The sequence below is a fragment of the Enterobacter cloacae complex sp. HYC033_NIDB genome (genome assembly GCF_056673335.1).
Genome location: NZ_CP115123.1, coordinates 196,194 through 217,146 on the forward strand (window position 1 = coordinate 196,194; position 20,953 = coordinate 217,146).

The 20,953-nt window shown below is 54.9% G+C and carries 27 protein-coding genes; 16 read left to right on the forward strand and 11 right to left on the reverse strand.

The features are described from left to right. Positions 1-185 precede the first annotated feature (185 nt). The 3 genes from dacB to pmrB are packed head-to-tail and all read left to right on the forward strand — an operon-like array spanning position 186 to position 3,324. The gene (gene dacB / locus O1721_RS00940; protein WP_015571976.1) at positions 186-1,619 is read left to right on the forward strand and encodes a serine-type D-Ala-D-Ala carboxypeptidase; all 1,434 of its coding nucleotides are present in this window, start codon (positions 186-188) and stop codon (positions 1,617-1,619) included. A gap of 2 nt (positions 1,620-1,621) precedes the next feature. Then, positions 1,622-2,284 carry a two-component system response regulator PmrA gene (gene pmrA, locus O1721_RS00945; protein ID WP_015571977.1) on the forward strand — a complete coding sequence of 221 codons (663 nt, stop codon included), beginning with the start codon at positions 1,622-1,624 and terminating at the stop codon, positions 2,282-2,284. Next, positions 2,281-3,324, forward strand: coding sequence for a two-component system sensor histidine kinase PmrB (pmrB, locus tag O1721_RS00950; RefSeq protein WP_045324493.1), 1,044 nt, complete (start codon positions 2,281-2,283; stop codon positions 3,322-3,324). The genes pmrA and pmrB overlap by 4 nt, the downstream gene beginning before the upstream one ends. Before the next feature lie 33 nt (positions 3,325-3,357). On the opposite strand, the gene cgtA is transcribed toward pmrB, so the two are convergent. From cgtA to rplU, 4 genes are all read right to left on the reverse strand, one after another. Then, a complete protein-coding gene (cgtA, locus tag O1721_RS00955) occupies positions 3,358-4,533 on the reverse strand; it encodes an Obg family GTPase CgtA (RefSeq protein ID WP_003861823.1) in 1,176 nt (391 codons plus the stop codon). Positions 4,534-4,548: 15 nt separating this feature from the next. Next, entirely contained in the window at positions 4,549-5,514 is a 966-nt protein-coding gene (locus tag O1721_RS00960) for a DMT family transporter (RefSeq protein WP_015571979.1), read from the reverse strand. A 95-nt stretch (positions 5,515-5,609) separates the two neighbouring features. Then, a complete protein-coding gene (gene rpmA / locus O1721_RS00965) occupies positions 5,610-5,867 on the reverse strand; it encodes a 50S ribosomal protein L27 (protein ID WP_003861831.1) in 258 nt (85 codons plus the stop codon). Positions 5,868-5,886: 19 nt separating this feature from the next. After that, positions 5,887-6,198, reverse strand: a complete 312-nt coding sequence (gene rplU, locus O1721_RS00970; protein ID WP_003025032.1) for a 50S ribosomal protein L21 — start codon at positions 6,196-6,198, stop codon at positions 5,887-5,889. A gap of 257 nt (positions 6,199-6,455) precedes the next feature. On the opposite strand from rplU, the gene ispB reads away from it, so the two are divergent. Both ispB and sfsB read left to right on the forward strand, forming a co-directional pair. Further along, a complete protein-coding gene (ispB, locus tag O1721_RS00975; protein ID WP_006812126.1) occupies positions 6,456-7,427 on the forward strand; it encodes an octaprenyl diphosphate synthase in 972 nt (323 codons plus the stop codon). A gap of 229 nt (positions 7,428-7,656) precedes the next feature. Further along, the gene (gene sfsB, locus O1721_RS00980) at positions 7,657-7,944 is read left to right on the forward strand and encodes a DNA-binding transcriptional regulator SfsB (protein WP_020480545.1); all 288 of its coding nucleotides are present in this window, start codon (positions 7,657-7,659) and stop codon (positions 7,942-7,944) included. Positions 7,945-8,007: 63 nt separating this feature from the next. Here the strand turns inward: sfsB and murA are convergent, their stop codons facing one another. The 7 genes from murA to mlaF all read right to left on the reverse strand — a co-directional run bounded on the left by murA (position 8,008) and on the right by mlaF (position 12,801). Then, the gene (gene murA, locus O1721_RS00985; protein WP_006812128.1) at positions 8,008-9,267 is read right to left on the reverse strand and encodes a UDP-N-acetylglucosamine 1-carboxyvinyltransferase; all 1,260 of its coding nucleotides are present in this window, start codon (positions 9,265-9,267) and stop codon (positions 8,008-8,010) included. Between the two features lie 50 nt (positions 9,268-9,317). Next, on the reverse strand, positions 9,318-9,572 hold the full coding sequence (gene ibaG / locus O1721_RS00990; RefSeq protein WP_003861840.1) for a BolA family iron metabolism protein IbaG: 255 nt from the start codon (positions 9,570-9,572) through the stop codon (positions 9,318-9,320). Between the two features lie 126 nt (positions 9,573-9,698). After that, positions 9,699-9,992, reverse strand: coding sequence for a lipid asymmetry maintenance protein MlaB (gene mlaB / locus O1721_RS00995; RefSeq protein WP_032649664.1), 294 nt, complete (start codon positions 9,990-9,992; stop codon positions 9,699-9,701). After that, positions 9,992-10,627, reverse strand: coding sequence for a phospholipid-binding protein MlaC (mlaC, locus tag O1721_RS01000; protein ID WP_006812130.1), 636 nt, complete (start codon positions 10,625-10,627; stop codon positions 9,992-9,994). The genes mlaB and mlaC overlap by 1 nt, the downstream gene beginning before the upstream one ends. Positions 10,628-10,645: 18 nt before the next feature. Continuing rightward, positions 10,646-11,194, reverse strand: coding sequence for an outer membrane lipid asymmetry maintenance protein MlaD (gene mlaD, locus O1721_RS01005; protein WP_006812131.1), 549 nt, complete (start codon positions 11,192-11,194; stop codon positions 10,646-10,648). Positions 11,195-11,198: 4 nt separating this feature from the next. Beyond that, the gene (mlaE, locus tag O1721_RS01010; RefSeq protein WP_003861848.1) at positions 11,199-11,981 is read right to left on the reverse strand and encodes a lipid asymmetry maintenance ABC transporter permease subunit MlaE; all 783 of its coding nucleotides are present in this window, start codon (positions 11,979-11,981) and stop codon (positions 11,199-11,201) included. 7 nt (positions 11,982-11,988) lie between these two features. Next, positions 11,989-12,801, reverse strand: coding sequence for a phospholipid ABC transporter ATP-binding protein MlaF (gene mlaF / locus O1721_RS01015; protein WP_017382730.1), 813 nt, complete (start codon positions 12,799-12,801; stop codon positions 11,989-11,991). A gap of 227 nt (positions 12,802-13,028) precedes the next feature. Between mlaF and O1721_RS01020 the strand changes: the two genes are divergently transcribed. The 11 genes from O1721_RS01020 (at position 13,029) to npr (ending at position 20,948) form a co-directional block, all read left to right on the forward strand. Further along, a complete protein-coding gene (locus tag O1721_RS01020) occupies positions 13,029-14,006 on the forward strand; it encodes a calcium/sodium antiporter (protein ID WP_003861852.1) in 978 nt (325 codons plus the stop codon). A gap of 13 nt (positions 14,007-14,019) precedes the next feature. Then, positions 14,020-15,006, forward strand: a complete 987-nt coding sequence (kdsD, locus tag O1721_RS01025; RefSeq protein ID WP_003861853.1) for an arabinose-5-phosphate isomerase KdsD — start codon at positions 14,020-14,022, stop codon at positions 15,004-15,006. A gap of 14 nt (positions 15,007-15,020) precedes the next feature. Next, entirely contained in the window at positions 15,021-15,587 is a 567-nt protein-coding gene (gene kdsC, locus O1721_RS01030) for a 3-deoxy-manno-octulosonate-8-phosphatase KdsC (RefSeq protein ID WP_017693909.1), read from the forward strand. Continuing rightward, a complete protein-coding gene (gene lptC / locus O1721_RS01035; protein ID WP_015571983.1) occupies positions 15,584-16,159 on the forward strand; it encodes an LPS export ABC transporter periplasmic protein LptC in 576 nt (191 codons plus the stop codon). Before kdsC ends, lptC begins: the two co-directional genes overlap by 4 nt. After that, the gene (lptA, locus tag O1721_RS01040; protein ID WP_006812136.1) at positions 16,128-16,682 is read left to right on the forward strand and encodes a lipopolysaccharide ABC transporter substrate-binding protein LptA; all 555 of its coding nucleotides are present in this window, start codon (positions 16,128-16,130) and stop codon (positions 16,680-16,682) included. Before lptC ends, lptA begins: the two co-directional genes overlap by 32 nt. Before the next feature lie 6 nt (positions 16,683-16,688). Continuing rightward, complete coding sequence (lptB, locus tag O1721_RS01045; RefSeq protein ID WP_023304493.1) at positions 16,689-17,414, forward strand: LPS export ABC transporter ATP-binding protein; 726 nt, start codon at positions 16,689-16,691, stop codon at positions 17,412-17,414. 47 nt (positions 17,415-17,461) lie between these two features. After that, positions 17,462-18,895 carry an RNA polymerase factor sigma-54 gene (rpoN, locus tag O1721_RS01050; RefSeq protein WP_003861864.1) on the forward strand — a complete coding sequence of 478 codons (1,434 nt, stop codon included), beginning with the start codon at positions 17,462-17,464 and terminating at the stop codon, positions 18,893-18,895. Positions 18,896-18,917: 22 nt separating this feature from the next. Next, the gene (hpf, locus tag O1721_RS01055; protein ID WP_003861866.1) at positions 18,918-19,205 is read left to right on the forward strand and encodes a ribosome hibernation promoting factor; all 288 of its coding nucleotides are present in this window, start codon (positions 18,918-18,920) and stop codon (positions 19,203-19,205) included. 82 nt (positions 19,206-19,287) lie between these two features. Further along, complete coding sequence (gene ptsN / locus O1721_RS01060; protein ID WP_003861869.1) at positions 19,288-19,779, forward strand: PTS IIA-like nitrogen regulatory protein PtsN; 492 nt, start codon at positions 19,288-19,290, stop codon at positions 19,777-19,779. Positions 19,780-19,824: 45 nt separating this feature from the next. Next, positions 19,825-20,679: an RNase adapter RapZ gene (rapZ, locus tag O1721_RS01065; RefSeq protein ID WP_003861870.1), complete on the forward strand. Its 855-nt coding sequence runs from the start codon at positions 19,825-19,827 to the stop codon at positions 20,677-20,679. Next, entirely contained in the window at positions 20,676-20,948 is a 273-nt protein-coding gene (gene npr / locus O1721_RS01070; protein ID WP_003861872.1) for a PTS phosphocarrier protein NPr, read from the forward strand. The genes rapZ and npr overlap by 4 nt, the downstream gene beginning before the upstream one ends. Positions 20,949-20,953 lie beyond the last annotated feature (5 nt).

Consider the following 20,953-nt stretch of genomic DNA (forward strand, 5'->3'; position numbering starts at 1 on the left):
GCTCCAGCCCACCTGAACAGGCCAGAAGCAAAAAGAAAACCGACCCGGGAGCAACGCCCCAGGTCAGCAGCAATTTTTCAATTTGATACGTATTTTACCGCGAAGTTCACTATGGGTCATCGTTTACTTTACAGTGCCATGCACCGTAGTATGACGGTTTGTTTTCGGGTTGTTAGCGCGAGATTATGCGATTTTCCAGTTTTATCATCGGATTGACTACCAGTATAACGTTCACCGTTCAGGCCGCGAATGTTGATGAGTACATTAATCAACTGCCCGCCGGCGCGAACCTTGCCCTGATGGTGCAGAAGGTTGGCGCGCAGGCTCCCGAGATTGACTATCACAGTCAACAGATGGCGCTGCCTGCCAGTACCCAGAAGGTGATCACTGCCCTCGCCGCCCTGCTCCAGCTCGGGCCTGACTTCCGTTTTACTACCACCCTTGAAACCAGAGGTAACGTTGAGGGTGGCGAACTGAAAGGCGATCTTATCGCCCGTTTTGGTGGCGATCCCACCTTTAAGCGCCAGGATGTCCGCAATATGGTGGCGGTACTGAAAAAATCCGGCGTAACAAAAATTGATGGCAACGTGCTGATCGACACCTCCATTTTCGCCAGCCACGATAAAGCGCCTGGCTGGCCGTGGAACGACATGACGCAGTGCTTTAGCGCCCCGCCAGCCGCCGCCATCGTTGACCGTAACTGCTTCTCCGTATCGCTTTACAGCGCGCCAAAACCAAATGACTTAGCTTTTATCCGCGTGGCCTCATACTACCCGGTCACGATGTTCAGCCAGGTGCGGACGCTGGCGAAAGGCTCCCCGGAGGCGCAGTATTGCGAGCTGGACGTGGTACCGGGCGATCTCAATCGCTATACGCTCACCGGCTGCCTGACCCAGCGGTCCGATCCCCTCCCGCTGGCCTTTGCCATTCAGGATGGCGCGGGCTATGCCGGTGCCATTTTTAAAGATGAACTGAAGCAGGCGGGCATAACCTACACCGGAACGCTGCTGCGCCAGACGCAGGTGAATGAGCCAGGCACGGTGATCGCCAGCAAACAGTCCGCGCCACTGCATGATTTGCTTAAGATTATGCTGAAAAAGTCGGATAACATGATTGCCGACACGGTGTTCCGCATGATTGGGCACGCGCGATTTGGTGTGCCGGGCACCTGGCGGGCCGGTTCTGATGCCGTACGTCAGATCCTGCGCCAGCAGGCGGGTATCGATCTGGGCAATACGATCGCCGTTGATGGTTCCGGTTTATCGCGTCATAACCTGATCTCGCCGGCCACCATGATGCAGGTGTTGCAGTACATTGCTCAGCATGACGCTGAGCTAAACTTTATTACGATGCTGCCGCTTGCCGGACACGACGGCTCTCTTCAGTACCGCGCGGGCCTTCACGCTGCGGGCGTGGATGGCAAAGTGTCAGCCAAAACGGGTTCCCTGCAAGGCGTTTACAACCTTGCCGGTTTTATCACTACCGCCAGCGGACAACGCATGGCATTTGTGCAGTATCTTTCCGGCTATGCCGTCGAACCGGCTGACCAGCGCAATCGCCGTATTCCACTGGTGCGTTTCGAAAGCAGGCTCTATAAGGACATCTACCAGAATAACTAGCGATGAAACTACTGATAGTTGAAGACGATCTGTTATTGCAGGAAGGGTTAGCGCTGGCGCTGGGGAATGAAGGCTACGCCCTGGATTGTGCCACCACGGCCGCTGAAGCAGATGCCCTGATCCAGAGCGGTGAATACAGCCTCGTGATCCTGGATTTAGGGCTGCCGGATAAAGACGGCGCGACGCTGCTCTGCCAGTGGCGTCGTCGCGGGGTTGAGAATCCCGTATTGATTCTCACCGCCCGCGATGCCATTGAAGACAGAATTAACGGGCTGGATTCTGGCGCTGATGATTATCTGGTAAAACCCTTCGCCCTTGCCGAGCTACAGGCTCGCGTACGGGCGTTGATCCGCCGCTATCAGGGCCACAGCGACAACCTGCTGACGGACGGAGATATCACCCTCAATCTGCAAACTCAGCAGGTGCTGCGCCAGTCTCAGCCTGTGGAAGTGACGCCAAAAGAGTTCGCTCTGCTGACGCGCCTGATCATGCGCAGCGGGCAGACCGTGCACCGCGAAACGCTGCAACAGGACATCTACTCCTGGCAGGACGATCCAGGATCAAACACGCTTGAAGTTCACATTCATAATCTGCGGCGCAAGCTCGGTAAAGATCGCATCAAAACCGTACGCGGCGTGGGTTACCGTCTGGAGAGCCAGAAATGAACAGTATGCGCCGGCGATTAATGGTGTTGCTGGCGGTTATTCTGCTATTTTTTCAACTCATTAGCGTAGTCTGGCTGTGGCATGAGAGCCGCGAGCAAATCGGTTTTCTGGTGAACGAAACATTGTCCGCCAAAGCGCGCAACAACCATGTCGAAAAAGAGATCCGCGAAGCCATTGCCTCCCTGCTGGTCCCTTCTCTGGTGATGGTCGGTTTTACCTTGCTCTTCTCATTCTGGGCCGTCACCTGGATCACCCGACCACTCAACAAACTTCGCGCCAGCCTTGCGAACCGTTCGGCGGATAATCTGACTCCCCTGCCGATGTATTCCGATATGGAAGAGATAGGCGCTGTGACCACCTCGCTCAATCAACTCCTCGCCCGGCTGGACCACACTATTCAACAGGAACGCCTGTTTACCGCCGATGCGGCACACGAGTTACGTACGCCGCTTGCGGGGATCAGGCTCCATCTGGAACTGATGGCTCAGTCCGGTTCCCCGCAGGCCACGCCACTGATAAGCCGTATCGATCAGTTGATGCACACGGTGGAACAGCTGCTGATGCTGGCGCGTGCCGGGCAGGCGATGGCCAGCGGCCATTACGATACCGTGAACTGGACAGAGACGATCATTGCTCCGCTCAGCCTGGAGCATGAAGCCAACGAGCATACGGTAATATGGCCGGCCCACAGCGCGCTGACGGTTCAGGGGGACGCCGTCCTGTTACGTCTGATGCTAAGGAACCTTCTGGAGAATGCCGCCCGCTACAGCCCGGCAGGCACAACCATTGAAGTGGCATTAACAGCGACGGAGGGCGGTACCCGGGTGAGCGTTACCGATCAGGGGCCGGGTATTGATGAGGCGCACCGCCAGTCGATCACCGAACCTTTCCGACGTCTCGACCAGCGCTACGGCGGCAGCGGCCTTGGGCTGAGCATCGTACAGCGTATCGTACAGCTCCATCATGGCCATTTAACGCTGGAGAACTGCGCTGAGAGCGGCCTCATCGCCAGCTGTTGGTTACCGGCGAAAATAGGATAAAAAAAAGCCCCGTTTAGGGGCTTTATACAGGGGTTAGTGCTTGTAGATGAACTCGACGCCTTCTTCGTCGTCTTCATCCCAGTCATCGTCCCAGTCTTCATCATCTTCTTCCGCTTCCAGCTCTTCGAGCTGCTGGCGGTGGTAGTCATCCCACATGAATTCGACTTTTTCAGGCTGTTTCGCCTCTTCTGCCTGAACAACCGGATTCTCGATGATAAAGGTCATCACATCCCAGCAGAGATCTTTCACGCCAACCTGGCTGGCGGCAGAGATCAGATAGTACTTATCTTCCCAACCCATCGCTTCGGCAATCGCTTTAGCTTTCGCTTCAGCTTCCGCTTTGTCCATCAGGTCGATCTTGTTGAATACCAGCCAGCGCGGTTTTTGCGCCAGTTTTTCACTGTATTTCTCCAGCTCGCCGATAATAATACGGGCGTTTTCAACCGGATCGGAACCGTCGATTGGATCGATGTCGATGAGGTGCAACAGTACGCGACAACGCTCAAGGTGCTTCAGGAAGCGAATACCCAGACCGGCGCCTTCTGCTGCCCCTTCAATCAGACCCGGGATGTCAGCGACCACAAAGCTCTTCTCGTTATCCATACGGACAACGCCCAGGCTCGGCACCAGCGTCGTAAACGGATAATCCGCTACTTTGGGTTTCGCCGCAGAGACCGCACGGATAAACGTCGATTTACCGGCGTTTGGCATACCCAGCATCCCCACATCCGCCAGCAGCATCAGTTCCAGTTGCAGGTCGCGCTTATCACCCGGGGTACCCATGGTTTTCTGACGCGGGGTACGGTTAACGGAAGATTTGAAACGGCTGTTACCCAGACCATGCCAGCCGCCTTTCGCCACCATCAGGCGCTGACCGTGTTTGGTCATATCACCCATGGTTTCGCCCGTGCCCTGATCGATGACACGCGTACCCACCGGCACTTTGATCGTCACGTCTTTACCGCGTTTACCGGTACAGTCGCGGCTCTGGCCGTTCTGGCCACGCTCGGCGCGGAAAGATTTTTCGAAACGGTAGTCGATCAGCGTGTTGAGGTTTTCATCCGCCTCCAGCCACACGTCGCCACCGTCCCCACCGTCACCGCCGTCAGGACCGCCACGAGGAATATATTTTTCACGGCGGAAGCTTACACAACCGTTACCGCCATCACCTGCCACGACCAAAATCGTCGCTTCATCAACAAACTTCATTTTACTCTCCGTAACTCATTCGCCTGAGCGGGGGACTATTACAACCGCTTCATTTTTGCGCCAACGCCCCCAGAGACGATGACCAATGGCGGAATACATCGCGCCCGCAACCACGACAAACGCACCGAGATAACCCAACAGGTTGAGCATCGGCTTGACGAAGACATCGGGCCAGGCCATTGATAACAAATCTGAAAATAACAGCGTAAACAGCGGGGTAAGCGTGATTAAGGCGCTCACCTGTGCTGCCTGCCAGCGCGCCATGGCTTCAGCCAGAGCGCCATAACCGACCAGCGTATTCAGCCCACAAAAAATGAGGCACGCCAGTTGCCAGTCGCTGAGCTGGGTAATTACACCCGGCTTCGCTAAAGGCAATAATGCCAGTGTACACAAAGTGTACAGCAAAAAGAGGATCTGCTGTGAGGCAAGACGGCGCAATAACACCTTTTGCGCGACGCCATAACTCACCCAGACCGTTGCTGCACCCACCCCAAAAATGACACCCCAGGTGTAATCCGTCAGGCGGGTAAAAATCTCAATCAGGCTGGTGTTAAAGAACATCACCAGCCCGCAAAGCAGCATGCTTGCCCCGATGATCTGCGTGCCGCGCATCTTCTCCTTGAGGATGAATACGCTGGCGACCATCATGCCGACCGGTGAAAGCTGACCAATCACCTGCGACGCTGTAGGGCTAAGATATTGCAGGGAAGAGCTGAACAGAATGAAGTTACCGAACAGACCGCCCGTCGCGATAGCCAGTAACACCAGCCAACGCGGTTTTCGGAAGATGCGCAGCGGTGGCAGCTTACCTTTGACGGCCAGAATGGCGCCCAAGCCTATGCTTGCCATCAGGAAGCGATAAAACACCACCGTCGGTGGCTCCATGACTTCCAGTACCTGCTTCATTGCAATTGGCAGCGCACCCCAGCACATTGCGGTAGTGAGCGCCAAAAGAATACCCATGCCGGCCTGCTGCTTCATGCCCGTTTTCCCTACAGAAAATTTTCCGGGTTTCCAATGTAAAAAGCCCCGCAACACGTTGCGGGGCTTTAATCCGTTACCGGACCGAGAAAACCTTACTCAGCAACGATGCTGATGTATTTACGGTTGTTCGGGCCTTTAACTTCAAATTTCACTTTACCGTCTGCTTTAGCAAACAGAGTGTGGTCACGACCGCAACCTACGTTGGTACCCGCGTGGAACTTGGTGCCACGCTGACGAACGATGATGCTACCCGCCAGAACGGATTCGCCACCGAAACGCTTAACGCCCAGGCGTTTAGCTTCTGAATCGCGACCGTTACGTGTGGAGCCGCCAGCCTTTTTATGTGCCATTTAAATCTCTCCTCAGGTCTTAGGCGCTGATGCCAGTAATTTTCACATCAGTGAACCACTGACGGTGGCCCTGCTGCTTACGATAGTGTTTACGACGACGAAACTTAACGATTTTAACTTTCTCGCCACGACCGTGAGCAACAACTTCAGCTTTGATAACGCCGCCATCAACGAAAGGAACGCCGATTTTGACTTCTTCACCGTTTGCGATCATCAGAACTTCAGCGAACTCAACAGATTCGCCAGTTGCGATGTCCAGCTTTTCCAGGCGAACGGTCTGACCTTCGCTTACTCGGTGTTGTTTACCACCACTTTGGAAAACCGCGTACATATAAACTCCGCTTCCGCGCACATCCTCGTATGATTCAGAGTGCGCTATAAATATTCACAATAGGGCGCGAATATTACGCAAAACGCGAGCCTTTGACAAGTGCTACCATCAATACATGAAGAAAAAAAACACAACACGTACGGTAACGTTTATCTGAGCCGTTTTTTCAGTACAATCAGCAATACTATTTATAAACCGAAACCCTTTGTGTACCCATCTCGTGTGGGATAAACAGGATAAAAAGCCCGGCTTTTGCGATGAATTTAGAAAAAATCAATGAGTTAACCGCGCAAGATATGGCGGGTGTGAATGCAGCAATCCTGGAGCAACTCAACTCTGACGTTCAGCTGATCAATCAGTTGGGCTATTACATCGTCAGCGGCGGCGGTAAACGTATTCGTCCGATGATTGCCATTCTGGCCGCACGCGCGGTTGGCTATCAGGGAAATGCCCACGTCACGATCGCGGCGCTGATCGAATTTATCCACACCGCCACCCTGCTTCACGACGATGTTGTGGATGAATCAGACATGCGTCGTGGTAAAGCCACCGCCAACGCCGCGTTTGGTAATGCGGCAAGCGTTCTGGTAGGCGATTTTATCTATACCCGAGCCTTCCAGATGATGACCAGCCTTGGCTCGCTGAAGGTGCTGGAAGTGATGTCAGAAGCCGTGAACGTTATCGCTGAAGGTGAAGTCCTACAGCTGATGAACGTCAACGACCCGGACATCACCGAAGAAAACTATATGCGGGTGATTTATAGCAAGACCGCACGTCTGTTCGAAGCCGCCGCGCAATGCTCCGGCATTCTGGCAGGCTGTAGCGAAGCTCAGGAAAAGGGCCTTCAGGACTATGGCCGTTACCTCGGCACCGCGTTCCAGCTGATTGATGATTTGCTGGACTACAGCGCGGATGGCGAAACGCTCGGTAAAAACGTCGGCGATGACCTGAACGAAGGCAAGCCAACGCTGCCGCTGCTCCACGCGATGCGCAATGGCACACCAGAGCAGGCGAAAATGATCCGGGAGGCTATCGAGCAGGGAAATGGACGCCATCTTCTGGAACCGGTACTGGAAACAATGGCTATCTGCGGCTCCCTGGAATGGACGCGTCAGCGCGCTGAAGAAGAAGCGGACAAAGCCATCGCCGCCATTCAGGTCATTCCCGACAGCCCATGGCGTGATGCGCTAATCGGCCTCGCGCACATCGCCGTCCAGCGCGACCGATAATCCCCTCCTCATCTCCCTGCGCCCACGCAGGGAGATTCCAGTACACACCAATAAATTACATTTCCGCGTAAGCCCGTCGGGTTACAGGCCGCATGTATAAAGCCGTGCCTTATTCTGAATATTGCCTCTCGTAACATGAACTTTTTAGAACACATGTTCGAAGTGAGTATAGTAATGCTGTCTTTTCACACGAAACGACGTGGACGATAACGAACACAAGGACAGCATTATGGATACAAAATTCATCGACTGGCATTCTGCTGACATTATTGCGGCACTGCGTAAAAAAGGAACATCGCTGGCTGCCGAATCACGTCGTCATGGGCTAAGCTCGTCGACGCTGGCAAACGCCCTGACCCGCCCATGGCCGAAGGGGGAACTGATTATCGCGACGGCGCTGGATACGCATCCGTGGGTGATATGGCCGTCACGCTACCACGATCCTATTACCCATGAATTTATCGACAGAACGCGCATGATGCGCCAGGGCAAAACGAAGAAAGCACATCAGGACTGATGCACCAGGATTGACAGGAACAGCAATCCCCCGGCCTGTTATGGCAGGGGGGTGCCGGAACGATTACTCGCCCTTCACACGCTCGATATTTGCACCCAGCGCGCGCAGTTTGTCCTCAATACGCTCGTAACCACGATCGATGTGGTAGATACGATCGACAACGGTAGTCCCTTCCGCAATACAACCTGCCAATACGAGGCTCGCAGACGCGCGCAGATCGGTCGCCATCACCTGCGCACCGGACAGTTTTTCAACGCCGTGGCAAATTACCGTGTTGCTTTCAATCTCAGCATGCGCACCCATACGGATCAGTTCCGGTACGTGCATGAAACGGTTTTCGAAGATAGTTTCCGTGATGAAGCCCGTGCCTTCGGCCACCAGGTTCAACAGCGTGAACTGTGCCTGCATATCCGTCGGGAATGCCGGATGTGGCGCAGTACGCACGTTAACGGCTTTAGGACGCTGCCCGTGCATATCGAGGCTGATCCAGTCTTCACCGATTTCGATATCCGCACCCGCATCGCGCAGTTTCGCCAGCACCGCATCCAGGGTATCTGGCTGGGCGTTACGGCAGACAATCTTACCGCCAGAAATGGCCGCGGCCACCAGGAAAGTACCGGTTTCGATACGATCTGGCAGTACGCGATACACACCACCACCCAGACGTTCAACGCCTTCGATGGTGATACGGTCTGTGCCCTGCCCGCTGATCTTCGCTCCCAGCGCGACCAGGAAGTTCGCGGTATCCACGATCTCCGGCTCACGGGCGGCGTTTTCGATGATGGTAGTGCCTTCTGCCAGCGTAGCAGCCGACATGATGGTGACCGTTGCGCCCACGCTCACTTTGTCCATGACAATGTGCGCGCCTTTCAGACGACCATTGACGGACGCTTTAACGTAACCCTCTTCCAGCTTGATCTCCGCGCCGAGTTTTTCCAGGCCGAAGATATGCAGGTCAACGGGACGCGCGCCGATAGCGCATCCGCCCGGCAGTGAAACCTGTCCCTGACCGAAACGCGCCACCAGCGGACCAAGCGCCCAGATGGAAGCACGCATGGTTTTCACCAGCTCATACGGCGCTGAGAAGTTGTTCACGTTGCTGGCATCGATCCAGACGGAACCGTTACGCTCCACTTTGGTGCCCAACTGGCCGAGCAACTTCATGGTCGTGTCGATATCTTTCAGCTTCGGTACGTTCTGGATCTCTACCGGCTCTTCTGCGAGCAGCGCAGCGAAAAGAATGGGCAGCGCGGCGTTTTTAGCGCCAGAAATTGTGACTTCGCCCTGGAGACGCGTGGGTCCCTGTACACGAAATTTATCCATCGTTTGCTCTCTTATAAATTCAACCGTGCTGCGGGCGTTTCGCCCTCAGCTCAAAAACCGTTTAGTTTGCGATCGCGTGCCCACTCCTGTGGGGTGAACGCTTTAATCGACAGGGCGTGGATGCGGTTATCCGCAATGTATTCCATCAGCGGCGCGTACACAGCCTGCTGTTTCTTCACGCGACTCATTCCGTCGAACATCTCACCCACAGCAATAACCTGGAAGTGACTGCCATCGCCAGAGACGTGGGCTTCCTGAAGGGAGAGTGCATTCATCAGCACAGTCTGGATTTCATTATTTTCCATGGGGTCTACATCATCTGATAGTGAAAACAAGCTCAACATCTTAGAGCAAAGTGGCGCGGTCTTAAACAAGCAAAAAGCCCCGACGCGTAAACTGTCGGGGCTTTCAGAAGTAACGTACTGAAAAAATTAGCGAGGTAATACGTCTTCGGGCAAATTGTAAAGCTGTGCAAGGGTAATCACGTTATCGCTTACCCCCGTCAGGGTAACGCCACTCCCCTGCTTTTTGCCCGTGGCCACCAGGTGCGCCAGCAGGGCGATACCGGCGGTATCTACCCGCGTAACGCCATGGAGATCAATCAGCGTCACGCCCTGCATCGCGTTATGGCGAGCGTCCCACAGCGGGTTAAGCAGATCCTGATCCAGCTCTCCCGTCAGCGTCAACGTCTCGCCGTCACGCGCCCAGCTAAGCTGCTGTGACATTACTTCTTCTCGTCCAGGGTAATTTTCTGACGAGAGATGGACTGAAGCTGAGCCGTCAGGCCATCGATGCCTTTAGTGCGCAGCAGATCGCTCCACTCGTTCTGTTTAGTGGTGATCATGCTGACGCCTTCAGCGATCATGTCGTACGCCTGCCAGTTTCCGGTCTGGCTGTTTTTACGCCACTGGAAGTCCAGACGAACCGGTGGACGACCGTTTGGATCGATAATCGTCACGCGAATAGGAATGATAGTGGCATCGCCCAGCGGCTGTTCAGGGGCAATCTGATAGGTCTGCCCGTGGTACATCGCCAGCGCCTGGCCGTAAGCCTGTTTCAGGTATTCACGGAACGCCGCAAAGTAAGCCTCGCGCTGTGCAGGGGTCGCATCTTTGTAGTAACGGCCCAGCACCAGTGCGCCCGCATACTTGATCTGCACATACGGCAGCAGTTCCTGATCCACCACATCACGCAGATAATCAGGGTTAGAACGGATTTTTGGCTGTTCGTTTTTAAGACGGTCGAAGGTTTTCTTCGCGGCCTCATCCATCAGTTTGTACGGGTTACTCTGATCCGCAGCGTGCGCCGCGGTAAGAGGGGCAATGACCAGCATGGCAACCATTAACAGTCGTTTAAACATGAATGACTTCTCCTGAAATTAATTCGTCGCGCCTGGCGTCGGTTCGACGTTGGTGTGGTCTTCACTCTGCGCAGGGGCATCGTCAGACTTTTTATCATCCCCTTTACTGTTGTAAAGGAACTGACCAATCATATCTTCCAGCACCATCGCTGACTTGGTATCCTGGATTACGCTACCGTCTTTAAGGATAGTCGTTCCCAGCTCAGGATCTTCAAAACCAACGTTAAGGGCCAGATATTGCTCCCCCAGCAGGCCAGAGGTGCGGATAGAAAGCGAGCTGGTGTCCGGAATGTGGTTATAGCGCTCTTCGATATCCATCGCGACGCGCGGCAGATAGGTTTTCTCATCAAGCGTAATGTCAGCGACACGTCCGATAACGACGCCACCAATACGCACCGGTGAGCGCGCTTTCAGGCCGCCGATGTTATCGAAAGTCGCGTAGACACGATACGTCGGCTCGGCGCGAACAGAGGTGATGTCCGCCGCTCGCAGGCAGATGAACAGCGCGGCCAGCAGCGCCAGAAGCAGAAACACGCCAACCCAAATTTCATTTTTTCTCGTTTGCATGAACTCAATTCCCAAACATCAGTGCGGTGAGCACAAAATCCAGACCTAAAACGGCCAGCGACGAATGTACGACAGTACGCGTCGTTGCACGGCTAATGCCCGCCGACGTCGGAATGGCATCGTAACCATTAAACAACGCAATCCAGGTAACCGTCACAGCGAAAACCACGCTCTTGATCAGACAGTTCACTAGATCCATCCGCAGATCGATGGCGTCCTGCATGGCAGACCAGAAGAATCCGGCATCAATGCCTTTCCAGTTAACGCCAACCAGCGCGCCTCCCCAGATACCTACCGCCACAAAGAGGATAGTCAGTAACGGCAAGGAGATAACCCCGGCCCAGAAGCGCGGCGAGATTACCCGGCGCAGCGGATCGACTGCCATCATCTCCATACTGGAGAGCTGCTCGGTGGCGCGCATCAGGCCAATTTCCGCCGTCAACGCTGACCCGGCACGCCCGGCGAACAGCAGCGCGGCAACCACCGGCCCGAGTTCACGCAGCAGCGAGAGCGCCACCAGCATGCCAAGGCTGGTTTCCGCGCTGTAGGTTGTCAGCACCAGATACCCCTGCAACCCCAGCACCATGCCAATAAACAGACCCGACACGATGATGATAAGCATCGACAGCACGCCGACGTTATAAAGCTGCCGTACCAGTAACGGCGCATGCTTGCGGAACTCCGGTTTGCCGACCAGCGCGTTGAACAACATTAATCCGGCACGCCCGAACGTACTGATGGTTTTTAGGCCACGGTGTCCAAGACCCGCCAACGCATTTAACAGCATGAGTGGCTTAACTCCCTATTCCGAGTAAATCGTCATGATAGTCGCCCGCCGGATAGCGGAAAGGCACCGGCCCATCTGCGATACCGTCCAGGAACTGCCGCACGCGCGGATCGCCATTCTCCTGCAACGCCTGCGCGCTGCCGTGGGCGACGATCTTTTTGTCAGCCACAATATAGGCGTAATCAGCGATACTCAGCACTTCCGGCACGTCGTGGGAAACCACCACGCAGGTGACGCCAAGGGCGCTGTTCAGCTCCGAAATTAACTTCACCAGCACGCCCATGGTGATGGGGTCCTGCCCGACGAACGGTTCATCGAACATGATTAAATCGGGTTCCAGGGCAATAGCACGCGCCAGCGCGGCGCGGCGCGCCATCCCACCCGAGAGTTCGGACGGCATGAGTTTCGCAGCCCCCCGCAGCCCCACGGCTTCAAGCTTCATCATCACCGTACTGTGCAACAGCTCAGGAGGAAGATGGGTGTGCTCACGCAACGGATAGGCCACGTTGTCAAAAACGTTCATATCCGTGAACAGCGCGCCCGACTGAAAGAGCATGCTCATCCGTTTGCGAACCGTGTAGAGGCGCGAGCGAGACATCGCCGGGACATTTTCGCCGTCGAAGAGAATTTCGCCGCTGTCAGGGGGGATTTGCCCGCCGATAAGACGCAGCAACGTGGTTTTACCGATCCCTGACGGCCCCATGATGGCGGTGATTTTACCGCGCGGCACGGTCAGCGAAATATCATCAAATATTAACCGGTTGCCGCGAGAAAAACTGACGCCCCGGACATCGACTATATTCGCCATCGTTTGGCTCATTTATGGTTCCTTACTTACCTTGCTTCACGGCTGGCATGAAGCGTAAATCAGCCCTAAACCCCGCATTTTTACAGAATATTCACTATTGGGGTTAGCGAAAGCTGGCATTTGTTTTACTTTTCCGGCGCATAAAGTCAAAATTAGGAATTCGTTACGTCTCAGACTTCATCTGGCGCCAACATTCGTGCGCAGTGGACCAGCGAGTATACCTGAAGAAAGGACTTTTGATGCTTTTAGCAACAGCACTGTTAATAATTGGTTTACTGTTGGTGGTCTACAGTGCTGACCGTTTGGTCTTTGCCGCATCCATTCTCTGTCGACTCATTGGCATGCCGCCCATCATTATCGGCATGACGGTGGTCAGTGTAGGCACATCGCTTCCTGAAATCATCGTTTCTGTTTCAGCCTCGCTGCATGGGCAGGTCGACCTCGCTATCGGCACCGCGATTGGCTCTAACATCGTCAATATCTTACTGATTTTAGGCTTAGCCGCATTACTGCATCCATTTCGCGTGCATTCTGATGTTTTGCGCCGGGAATTGCCGTTAATGTTAGTCGTCAGTCTGCTGGCAGGCTACGTACTTTATGACGGGGTGCTGAGCGTCGGTGACGGTATATTCCTGCTCGCCCTGGCCGTGATCTGGTTGCTTTACAGCGTGAAGATCGCACGTCTGGCGGAAAAACAGGGTAACGATAGCCTCACGCGTGAGCATCTCGCCGAGCTGCCCCGGGAAGGAACCTTACCCGTCGCCCTGCTGTGGTTGGGCGTCGCGCTAATCATCATGCCAATGGCCACGCGGATGGTGGTCGATAACGCGACGGTGCTGGCGAACGCGTTTGCGATGAGCGAACTGACAATCGGTCTGACGGTAATCGCCATCGGCACCAGCCTGCCAGAGCTGGCCACCGCCATCGCCGGGGCGCGTAAAGGGGAAGATGATATCGCCATCGGCAATATCATCGGCTCGAATATTTTCAATATCGCAATCGTGACGGGGCTGCCGGCGCTAATCTCGCCGGGGCCGTTTAACCCTATGGTTTTCACGCGCGATTACGGTGTGATGCTGCTGGTCAGCGTGATTTTCGCCCTGCTCTGCTGGCGGCGAAAAGAGCAGATCGGCAAAGGCGCAGGCGCGCTGCTGACGGGTGGATTTATCGTATGGCTGGCGATGCTGTACTGGCTTTCGCCTCTTCTCTCTGGGTAAACGGAAACGCATTATGTCGCAAATAGAATTGCAGCCGGGTTTTGACTTTCAGAAAGCAGGCAAAGACGTTCTGGAGATTGAACGTGAAGGTCTGGCGCAGTTAGATCAGTACATTAATCAGGATTTTAGTCTGGCCTGTGAGAAGATGTTCTACTGTGCCGGCAAAGTCGTGGTGATGGGGATGGGCAAATCCGGCCATATCGGACGCAAAATGGCGGCGACCTTTGCCAGTACCGGCACGTCGTCATTCTTCGTTCATCCCGGTGAAGCCGCGCACGGTGACCTCGGCATGGTTACGCCGCAGGACGTGGTTATTGCGCTGTCCAACTCCGGGGAATCGAATGAAATCCTGGCGTTGATCCCGGTGCTGAAGCGTCTGCACGTACCGCTGATTTGCATGACCAGCCGACCGGAAAGCAGCATGGCGCGTGCGGCGGATATTCACCTGTGCGTGAAAGTGCCTAAAGAAGCCTGTCCGCTGGGGCTGGCGCCGACCTCCAGCACAACCGCCGCGCTGGTGATGGGCGATGCCCTTGCCGTTGCGCTGCTGGAAGCCCGCGGTTTTACGCCTGAAGATTTTGCCCTGTCTCATCCCGGCGGCGCGCTCGGGCGCAAACTGCTGCTGCGGGTTAACGATATTATGCACACCGGAGATGAGATCCCGCACGTGAGCAAAGAGGCCTCTTTGCGCGACGCGTTACTGGAGATCACCCGTAAAAACCTGGGCATGACGGTTATCTGCGACGATCTGATGAAGATTCAGGGCATTTTCACCGACGGCGACCTGCGCCGGGTATTCGATATGGGTGTGGATGTCCGAACGCTGGGCATTGCTGATGTGATGACGCCAGGCGGGATCCGCGTCCGTCCGGGCACGCTGGCGGTAGATGTGCTGAACCTGATGCAGTCCCGTCATATTACCTCAGTGATGGTTGCCGATGGCGACCAACTGCTGGGTGTGGTACATATGCATGATCTGCTGCGCGCTGGCGTAGTGTAATGAAGGATAAGACAATGAGTAATGCGGGTGCATCCCTTGCAACCTGTTATGGCCCGGTGAGCGCCCACATGATGGCAAAGGCGGAAAATATCCGCCTGTTGATCCTCGATGTGGATGGTGTGCTCTCCGACGGTCTGATTTATATGGGCAATAACGGCGAAGAGCTGAAAGCCTTTAACGTTCGCGACGGTTACGGTATCCGCTGTGCGCTCACGTCCGGTATTGAAGTTGCTATCATCACCGGGCGGAAAGCTAAACTGGTAGAAGATCGGTGTGAAACGCTGGGCATTACCCATCTCTATCAGGGGCAGTCTGATAAGATGGTAGCTTTCCGGGATCTGCTGGGAAAACTGGCCATTGCACCAGAGAATGTGGCATACGTCGGGGATGATTTGATCGACTGGCCAGTGATGGCGGAGGTGGGTCTGAGCATCGCCGTGGCTGACGCGCACCCGCTGCTGATCCCGCGTGCTGATTACGTTACCCATATTCACGGTGGCCGCGGCGCCGTCCGTGAAGTCTGCGATCTGCTTCTGCTGTCGCAGGGCAAGCTTGATGAGGCGAAAGGGCAATCGATATGAGTAAAACCAGACGTTGGGTTATCATTCTGCTTGCGCTTGTCGCCCTGGTACTGATTGGCGTCAACCTCGCTGACCGCGATGATACGCAAGCGGAAGTGGTTAACACGAGCGACCCGACCTACAAAAGCGATCACAGCGACACCGTGGTCTATAGCCCGGAAGGCGCGCTGAACTATCGCCTCGTTGCTCAGCATGTAGAATATTTTTCAGATGACGGTACCTCGTGGTTTACCCAACCGGTCATGACCACCTTTGATACGGACAAAGTGCCGACGTGGTCTATCAAGTCTGACCGGGCAAAACTGACAAATGACCGTATGCTTTACCTGTATGGTCACGTTGAAGTCAACGCCCTGACCGCTGACGCGCAACTGCGAAAAATTACGACGGATAACGCCCAGATCAACCTGGTCACCCAGGATGTCACGTCGCAGGATCTAGTCACCCTGTATGGCACAACATTTAATTCCAGCGGTTTAAGAATGCGCGGGAACTTACGCAGCAAAAACGCCGAGCTGATTGAAAAGGTTAGAACCTCCTATGAAATTCAAAACAAACAAACTCAGCCTTAAAGTTGTTATCGCCAGCGCGCTGCTGGCGGCCAGTCTTCCCGCGCTTGCTGTGACTGGCGACACCGAACAGCCGATTCATATTGAATCCGATACCCAGTCTCTGGATATGCAGGGTAACGTCGTCACCTTTACCGGCAACGTCGTCATGACCCAGGGCACCATTAAAATCAACGCCGACAAAGTGGTCGTTACCCGTCCGGGCGGCGAGCAGGGCAAAGAGATTATCGATGGTTATGGCAACCCGGCCACCTTCTACCAGATGCAGGACAACGGCAAGCCGGTGAAAGGCCATGCCTCGCATATGCACTATGAACTGGCGAAGGATCTGGTCATCCTGACCGGTAATGCTTACCTGGAACAGCTGGACAGCAATATCAAAGGCGACAAGATCACCTATCTGGTGAAAGAGCAGAAAATGCAGGCCTCCAGCGAAAAAGGCAAACGCGTCACGACCGTGCTTGTGCCTTCGCAGTTGCAGGACAAGAACAACGGTCAGGCTCCGGCACAGAAAAAGAGTAACTAATTCGTTATGGCAACTTTAACTGCAAAAAACCTCGCGAAAGCGTATAAGGGCCGCCGCGTCGTCGAAGATGTCAGTCTGACCGTCAACTCCGGCGAAATCGTGGGTTTGCTTGGCCCTAACGGGGCGGGTAAAACCACGACCTTCTACATGGTGGTGGGCATCGTCCCGCGTGACGCCGGCAACATCATCATCGATGATGAAGATATCAGCCTGCTGCCGCTGCATGCCCGCGCGCGTCGTGGCATCGGCTATTTGCCGCAGGAAGCGTCTATTTTCCGCCGCTTAAGCGTGTTCGACAACCTGATGGCCGTGCTCCAGATCCGTGACGATCTGACCAGCGAGCAGCGCTCTGACCGTGCGAACGAGCTGATGGAAGAGTTTCATATCGAACATCTGCGTGACAGCCTCGGCCAGGCGCTGTCCGGTGGTGAACGCCGCCGCGTTGAGATTGCGCGCGCGCTGGCAGCAAACCCAAAATTCATCCTGCTGGATGAACCGTTTGCGGGCGTTGACCCCATCTCCGTTATCGATATCAAACGTATCATTGAGCACCTGCGCGACAGCGGGCTTGGCGTACTGATCACGGACCACAACGTTCGTGAAACGCTGGCCGTGTGTGAGCGCGCCTACATAGTGAGCCAGGGCCATCTGATTGCCCACGGTACGCCGCAGCAAATCCTCGAAGATGAGCATGTTAAGCGCGTGTACCTTGGGGAAGACTTCAGACTCTGATAGGGTAGAGGTTAAGTCACGCCGAACCGGAGAAAAACGCTCTGAACATGAAGCAAGGTTTGCAATTACGGCTCAGCCAGCAACTGGCCATGACGCCGCAGCTACAGCAGGCAATCCGTCTGTTGCAGCTGTCCACGTTAGAACTCCAGCAGGAGCTCCAGCAGGCGCTGGACAGCAATCCGCTGCTGGAGCAAACCGATCTTCATGACGAGGTAGACGCCCAGCAGACGCAGGACACAGAAACGCTCGACTCCGTAGATGCGCTCGAACAGAAAGAGATGCCGGACGAACTGCCGCTGGATGCCAGCTGGGACGAAATCTACACCGCGGGTACCCCTTCCGGGACGCGCGCAGACTACCAGGACGATGAACTCCCGGTCTACCAGGGCGAAACCACCCAGTCGCTTCAGGACTACCTGATGTGGCAGGTAGAGCTGACTCCTTTCTCCGATACCGATCGCGCCATTGCCACCTCGATTGTCGATGCCGTTGACGACACGGGCTATTTGACCGTGACGCTGGACGAGATTCTTGAAAGCATCGGCGATGACGAGATTGAACTGGAAGAGATCGAAGCCGTTCTGAAACGCGTTCAGCGTTTCGACCCGATAGGTGTCGCCGCGAAAGATCTGCGCGACTGCCTTCTGATCCAGCTTTCGCAGTTTGCCAAAGAGACACCGTGGATTGACGAAGCCCGGCTCATCATCAGCGATCATCTGGATCTGCTGGCGAATCACGACTTCCGCACCCTGATGCGCGTCACACGCCTGAAAGAAGAGGTGCTGAAGGAAGCGGTGAATCTGATCCAGTCGCTCGATCCGCGTCCGGGGCAGTCGATCCAGACCAGCGAACCGGAATATGTCATTCCTGATGTGCTGGTGAGAAAACACAATGGCCGCTGGGTCGTTGAACTGAACGCCGACAGCATTCCTCGCCTGCAAATCAACCAGCAATACGCCTCCATGTGCACCAGCGCCCGTAACGACGCTGATAATCAATACATTCGCAGCAACCTTCAGGAAGCACGCTGGTTGATCAAGAGCCTGGAGAGCCGTAATGACACGCTGCTGCGCGTCAGCCGCTGTATTGTCGAACAGCAGCAGGCGTTCTTTGAGCAGGGCGAAGAGTTTATGAAACCGATGGTGCTGGCAGACATCGCCCAGGCCGTCGAGATGCATGAATCAACCATTTCCCGCGTGACCACGCAGAAATATCTGCACAGCCCACGCGGTATTTTTGAGCTTAAGTATTTCTTCTCCAGCCACGTGAACACCGAAGGCGGCGGCGAAGCCTCGTCAACGGCTATTCGCGCACTGGTGAAGAAGTTGATCGCCGCGGAGAACCCCGCGAAGCCACTCAGTGACAGTAAGTTAACCACCATGCTGTCCGATCAGGGTATTATGGTGGCACGTCGTACTGTCGCGAAGTATCGAGAGTCTTTATCCATTCCGCCGTCTAACCAGCGTAAACAACTGGTTTGACACAACCGATAAGGAAGACACTATGCAGCTCAATATCACCGGACATAACGTCGAGATTACTGAGGCTTTACGCGATTTTGTAAACACTAAGTTTGCGAAACTCGAGCAGTATTTCGAGAGGATCAACCAGGTCTATGTTGTGTTGAAAGTGGAGAAAGTGACGCATATCTCGGATGCGACCCTGCACGTCAACGGAGGGGAACTCCATGCCAGTGCGGAAGGGCAAGACATGTACGCGGCTATCGACGGCTTGATTGATAAGCTTGCGAGACAGCTCAATAAACATAAAGATAAACTGAAACAACACTAATTGTCCGGGCAGTTAACGGGTGCAGGACGGCCTGTTGTGAAACACAACAGGCCATTTGTACAGTTAGCGCTTAGGTGAAATTATGATAAACAACGATTCCGCTCTTCAACTGAGCAATGTCCTTAACCAGGATTGTACCCGCAGTGGCGTTCACTGCCAGAGCAAAAAACGTGCGCTGGAAATCATCAGTGAGCTGGCCGCAAAACAGCTGGGTCTGCCGCCGCAGATCGTGTTTGAAGCCATTCTGACCCGTGAAAAAATGGGCAGTACCGGCATCGGCAATGGCATTGCGATCCCGCATGGCAAGCTGGAAGAAGATACGCTGCGTGCCGTGGGGGTGTTTGTGCAACTGGAAACGCCTATCGCTTTTGACGCCATCGATAACCAGCCTGTGGATCTGCTTTTCGCGCTGCTGGTTCCTGCCGATCAGACCAAAACCCACCTGCACACGCTGTCGCTGGTTGCCAAACGTCTGGCGGATAAAACCATTTGTCGTCGACTGCGCTCAGCCCAAAGTGATGAAGAGCTTTATCAAATTATCACTGAAGCAGAAGGCAATCAGGATGAGGCATAATCGGGAAAGGGCCTTCAGTACGGCTGCCCTGAGGAGAAACGGAACATGGTGCTGATGATCGTCAGCGGTCGTTCGGGGTCCGGGAAGTCCGTGGCCCTGCGCGCGCTGGAAGACATGGGATTTTACTGTGTAGATAACCTGCCGGTAGTGTTGTTACCCGATCTGGCGCGGACGCTGGCGGACAGGCAAATCTCTGCCGCCGTCAGTATCGACGTGCGTAACATGCCGGAATCGCCGGAAATCTTCGAGCAGGCAATGAACAGCCTGCCGGAATGCTTCTCGCCTCAGCTCTTGTTCCTGGATGCTGACCGCAACACGCTGATCCGTCGCTACAGCGATACACGTCGTTTGCATCCGCTCTCCAGTAAAAATCTTTCGCTGGAAAGCGCCATCGATAAAGAGAGCGATCTGCTTGAGCCGCTGCGTTCCCGGGCCGACCTGATTGTCGACACTTCCGAAATGTCCGTCCACGAGCTGGCGGAAATGCTGCGTACGCGCTTACTCGGCAAGCGCGAGCGCGAACTGACGATGGTGTTTGAATCCTTCGGCTTTAAGCACGGCATACCTATCGATGCGGATTACGTTTTTGATGTGCGTTTCCTGCCGAACCCACACTGGGATCCGAAACTGCGTCCGATGACCGGTCTGGATAAGCCGGTGGCAGCGTTCCTCGACAGACACACAGAAGTACACAATTTTATCTACCAGACGCGAAGCTACCTTGAGCTATGGTTACCTATGCTGGAAACAAACAATCGCAGCTACCTGACGGTGGCGATTGGCTGTACCGGCGGTAAACATCGTTCGGTCTACATTGCCGAACAGCTGGCCGATTACTTCCGCTCACGCGGGAAGAACGTTCAGTCCCGTCATCGCACGCTGGAAAAACGCAAAACATGACCGTAAAACAGACCGTCGAAATCACCAACAAGCTGGGCATGCATGCGCGCCCGGCGATGAAGCTGTTTGAACTGATGCAGGGTTTTGATGCTGAGGTGCTGCTGCGCAACGACGAGGGAACCGAGGCAGAAGCCAACAGCGTGATTGCGCTACTGATGCTGGATTCTGCCAAAGGCCGTCAGATTGAAGTTGAAGCCACCGGCCCGCAGGAAGAAGAAGCGCTGGCGGCAGTGATTGCCCTGTTCAACGCCGGGTTTGACGAAGACTAACGTTC

Coding starts and splice junctions, on each gene's coding strand:
- dacB (WP_015571976.1), top strand. CDS start 186: ATGCGATTTTCCAGTTTTATCATCGGATTGACTACCAGTATAACGTTC.
- pmrA (WP_015571977.1), top strand. CDS start 1,622: ATGAAACTACTGATAGTTGAAGACGATCTGTTATTGCAGGAAGGGTTA.
- pmrB (WP_045324493.1), top strand. CDS start 2,281: ATGAACAGTATGCGCCGGCGATTAATGGTGTTGCTGGCGGTTATTCTG.
- cgtA (WP_003861823.1), bottom strand. CDS start 4,533: ATGAAGTTTGTTGATGAAGCGACGATTTTGGTCGTGGCAGGTGATGGC.
- O1721_RS00960 (WP_015571979.1), bottom strand. CDS start 5,514: ATGAAGCAGCAGGCCGGCATGGGTATTCTTTTGGCGCTCACTACCGCA.
- rpmA (WP_003861831.1), bottom strand. CDS start 5,867: ATGGCACATAAAAAGGCTGGCGGCTCCACACGTAACGGTCGCGATTCA.
- rplU (WP_003025032.1), bottom strand. CDS start 6,198: ATGTACGCGGTTTTCCAAAGTGGTGGTAAACAACACCGAGTAAGCGAA.
- ispB (WP_006812126.1), top strand. CDS start 6,456: ATGAATTTAGAAAAAATCAATGAGTTAACCGCGCAAGATATGGCGGGT.
- sfsB (WP_020480545.1), top strand. CDS start 7,657: ATGGATACAAAATTCATCGACTGGCATTCTGCTGACATTATTGCGGCA.
- murA (WP_006812128.1), bottom strand. CDS start 9,267: ATGGATAAATTTCGTGTACAGGGACCCACGCGTCTCCAGGGCGAAGTC.
- ibaG (WP_003861840.1), bottom strand. CDS start 9,572: ATGGAAAATAATGAAATCCAGACTGTGCTGATGAATGCACTCTCCCTT.
- mlaB (WP_032649664.1), bottom strand. CDS start 9,992: ATGTCACAGCAGCTTAGCTGGGCGCGTGACGGCGAGACGTTGACGCTG.
- mlaC (WP_006812130.1), bottom strand. CDS start 10,627: ATGTTTAAACGACTGTTAATGGTTGCCATGCTGGTCATTGCCCCTCTT.
- mlaD (WP_006812131.1), bottom strand. CDS start 11,194: ATGCAAACGAGAAAAAATGAAATTTGGGTTGGCGTGTTTCTGCTTCTG.
- mlaE (WP_003861848.1), bottom strand. CDS start 11,981: ATGCTGTTAAATGCGTTGGCGGGTCTTGGACACCGTGGCCTAAAAACC.
- mlaF (WP_017382730.1), bottom strand. CDS start 12,801: ATGAGCCAAACGATGGCGAATATAGTCGATGTCCGGGGCGTCAGTTTT.
- O1721_RS01020 (WP_003861852.1), top strand. CDS start 13,029: ATGCTTTTAGCAACAGCACTGTTAATAATTGGTTTACTGTTGGTGGTC.
- kdsD (WP_003861853.1), top strand. CDS start 14,020: ATGTCGCAAATAGAATTGCAGCCGGGTTTTGACTTTCAGAAAGCAGGC.
- kdsC (WP_017693909.1), top strand. CDS start 15,021: ATGAGTAATGCGGGTGCATCCCTTGCAACCTGTTATGGCCCGGTGAGC.
- lptC (WP_015571983.1), top strand. CDS start 15,584: ATGAGTAAAACCAGACGTTGGGTTATCATTCTGCTTGCGCTTGTCGCC.
- lptA (WP_006812136.1), top strand. CDS start 16,128: ATGAAATTCAAAACAAACAAACTCAGCCTTAAAGTTGTTATCGCCAGC.
- lptB (WP_023304493.1), top strand. CDS start 16,689: ATGGCAACTTTAACTGCAAAAAACCTCGCGAAAGCGTATAAGGGCCGC.
- rpoN (WP_003861864.1), top strand. CDS start 17,462: ATGAAGCAAGGTTTGCAATTACGGCTCAGCCAGCAACTGGCCATGACG.
- hpf (WP_003861866.1), top strand. CDS start 18,918: ATGCAGCTCAATATCACCGGACATAACGTCGAGATTACTGAGGCTTTA.
- ptsN (WP_003861869.1), top strand. CDS start 19,288: ATGATAAACAACGATTCCGCTCTTCAACTGAGCAATGTCCTTAACCAG.
- rapZ (WP_003861870.1), top strand. CDS start 19,825: ATGGTGCTGATGATCGTCAGCGGTCGTTCGGGGTCCGGGAAGTCCGTG.
- npr (WP_003861872.1), top strand. CDS start 20,676: ATGACCGTAAAACAGACCGTCGAAATCACCAACAAGCTGGGCATGCAT.